This window comes from Acinetobacter sp. YH16038 (assembly GCF_013417275.1).
Lineage (GTDB): Bacteria > Pseudomonadota > Gammaproteobacteria > Pseudomonadales > Moraxellaceae > Acinetobacter.
Window position 1 is genome coordinate 1 of the sequence record NZ_VPEG01000100.1, and the last position, 2569, is coordinate 2569.

The following is a 2569-nucleotide window of genomic DNA, read 5'->3' on the forward strand; positions in this document are numbered from 1 at the left end:
CCTCAATAGAGGCTATCTGGATAACTGAATTCTTTAACTGTTGGCCCAAATCAGTTAAGTATTCAAATTTTTCAAGTCGGTCGAAGGATTCGATATTCAAAAGATCGATATAAGTCTGTAAATCATGCTGAATCACCCTAAAAGGTTCAGTCATTTGACGATCTTGCAATAAGGCTTGCAGCATTTTCTGTTGTAAAAACAATAATTTTTCTTGAGCATACCAATGCTGCCGTGTCCGTGGTGTTTCAGCTTGCGTGCTCAACTCTTCAATCTCTTGACGATTTTTTAATTCAGCCTCGTAAAATGAACGATACAACTCATAATGATTTTCAGCACGTAACCGGTTAATTTCAGCAGTCATTCTTTCCCGTTCGGCCACTAATTCCGGCTCTTTCTCACGCGCAAAACGCACCGCCTTATTCATCACGGGGACATCTTGCAACTGCGTCCCATACTTTTGATTGTAATCCCGATTCGACAAACAACTGACCAAACTAGGCACTTCCACCTGAATACCACGGATCTCCACCATTTTGATGGGGGCATAACGCCTCAAACTGTCATTAATCAATTCTTCAGTCTTCTGCCTATACAACTTCAGCTGCGCTTTCCCCATCCCCAATACATCAGCCGTCAGCTTTTGCGCGCCACCTTTCTGCGGATCCTTCGGGTTATAACGCTTAAAAAACTGCTCAGCTGTCCGATCGATCCCATCCACATGCCGTTCACTATACATAAAATGCAAATGCGGTTGCTCTTGCCCACCCAACGATCCAACATGATTATGAATGGCACACGTAAAGGGATAGCTATAGCGGTCTGCAAACTCAGTAATAAATGCCTCGGCCAATTCAATCCGCTGCGCCTGGTTCAACTCTTTCGGTAAAGCCACCACCAAACTGGAACAGGTACGACCATTACTGCGTTCATAAATATCTGCAGTGTCCCAAAACTCAGCCGGATTTCCTTCAGCAAAATTTGGCAGATTGCCGGATCTCACAAATTCGATCTGTTCTGAGGCACTTTCTTTATAATTTTTAAAATGCGAAGTCCGGGTAATGTAGTGAAACCGGTTCTTGGCCGTGGCAGCATTTTTTACTTTCCCCGATCGGGTTTTCACGGCCTTTTTGCTTGTGTGTTCCAGGTTGCAATAGAACATAATCCCACCTTCAAATTCACGGAGCCTCGCAGAGCCTGCGGAGCACGAGGAGAAGTGTTTTTAATTCGATATAATTGCGTAGTAATTATATCGAATTAAAAACACGGAAACGAGCTTAAGAATTAAATAAAATGTTCCCACATTTTATTTAATTCTTCCCGTGCCAGCCTATGCTAAACTGAAAACACAAAAACCTCACCCATTTTATGCTGGAGAATGCGATGGCGGCACGTGGAAGACCTGCGAAAATACTCACCTCAAATGACCTCACCACATTGCAGCAATTCCTGGAGAAACTTCCCTTCCTCAAGAAAAAACAGCAACAGGCTTTAACCCTACTCCAGCAATCCAATGACAGATTCAATGACAAACAACTCAGTCTGCTCAAAACAGTCGACCGGGAGAAAAATCAGTTTCTAACAAGACAGGCACTCATTGAACAAATCAAACTGAAGGACAAAAACCAACAGCCCCTCTTGGCCAACGAAATTGAAATTCTGACCTTACTCAATCAAACAATGGATCAGGATAATTTCTTCCGCCTAGATCGCGCCCTAGAGTCTTACCAGAAAATTGAAAAAGCAGCCCTAGACAATCGAATCCGGCTGGAGAATGAACACAAACGTGAAATTTTGCAGAAAAGTCACAAAGAACTGACAGAAGCCCAGAAAAAACGCAATGCAGAAAACCAACTCAAATACGCGATAGGAGGTGTAGTTCAATCGCTTTATAAAGACCTCAATCTTCAGATCCAGCACAGTGATATTCCCCTGCTCAGAGATGCCCTCCTACAGAGCATTATTTGGGAAAGAGCCATTAAAGAAACCACACTCTATAAAGAGATCAAAAACAACACCGAAGACCTCAAGGAAGAAACAAAATTATTCCAGCGTATGGTTGAAGATTTGCCAACCTATAAAATCAATGGGCAAGAGTTTCACAAAGTACTCATCCAAAAGCACCGTGGAAAGCCATAAAATGCGATTACAGCCTGTTTTTGGCTTAATCCTACCCATCCCTAATAAAAAATGTAATCAGGGCTAAAAATGCGAAATAGGCCCTTTTACGCTTTACCTAATACAAATCCTTAATTTATAAACTAAGAAATATCCTTAAAACTCAAATTAAATACCTAAAAGGTATCTATAGAGCGAGTGTCTACGAGCGACACAATGAAAAGTCGCGCCTAGACCCTTTGAAAAACCGCTTTTTAAGGCTGTATAGCCTAAAAAAGCATAAATCACATGCTAAACCTGGTTTCTAGATCGAGCATAGCGAGCAAAAAGCTTTATGAGCGCAGCGAATTCATTATGCTCTTGCCTTTGCTTTTGCTCTTTTTAATTCACGGAAACATGAACCAAAAAATTGCCCCTAGAATCGAGCGAAAGCGAGATTCAATAGAGTTTGAGC

General features: G+C 41.9%; 2 protein-coding genes. One reads left to right on the plus strand and one right to left on the minus strand.

Features of this window, described 5'->3' with window-relative positions; translation table 11 throughout:
* The coding region (locus tag FTV34_RS16860) for a MobA/MobL family protein (RefSeq protein WP_368856428.1) at positions 1-1120 on the minus strand (1120 nt) is incomplete at its 3' end.
* Between the two features lie 260 nt (positions 1121-1380).
* Here FTV34_RS16860 and FTV34_RS16865 point away from each other — a divergent pair.
* Complete coding sequence (locus tag FTV34_RS16865; protein ID WP_180070840.1) at positions 1381-2136, plus strand: hypothetical protein; 756 nt, start codon at positions 1381-1383, stop codon at positions 2134-2136.
* Positions 2137-2569: the final 433 nt, after the last annotated feature.

Coding starts and splice junctions, on each gene's coding strand:
- FTV34_RS16865 (WP_180070840.1), top strand. CDS start 1,381: ATGGCGGCACGTGGAAGACCTGCGAAAATACTCACCTCAAATGACCTC.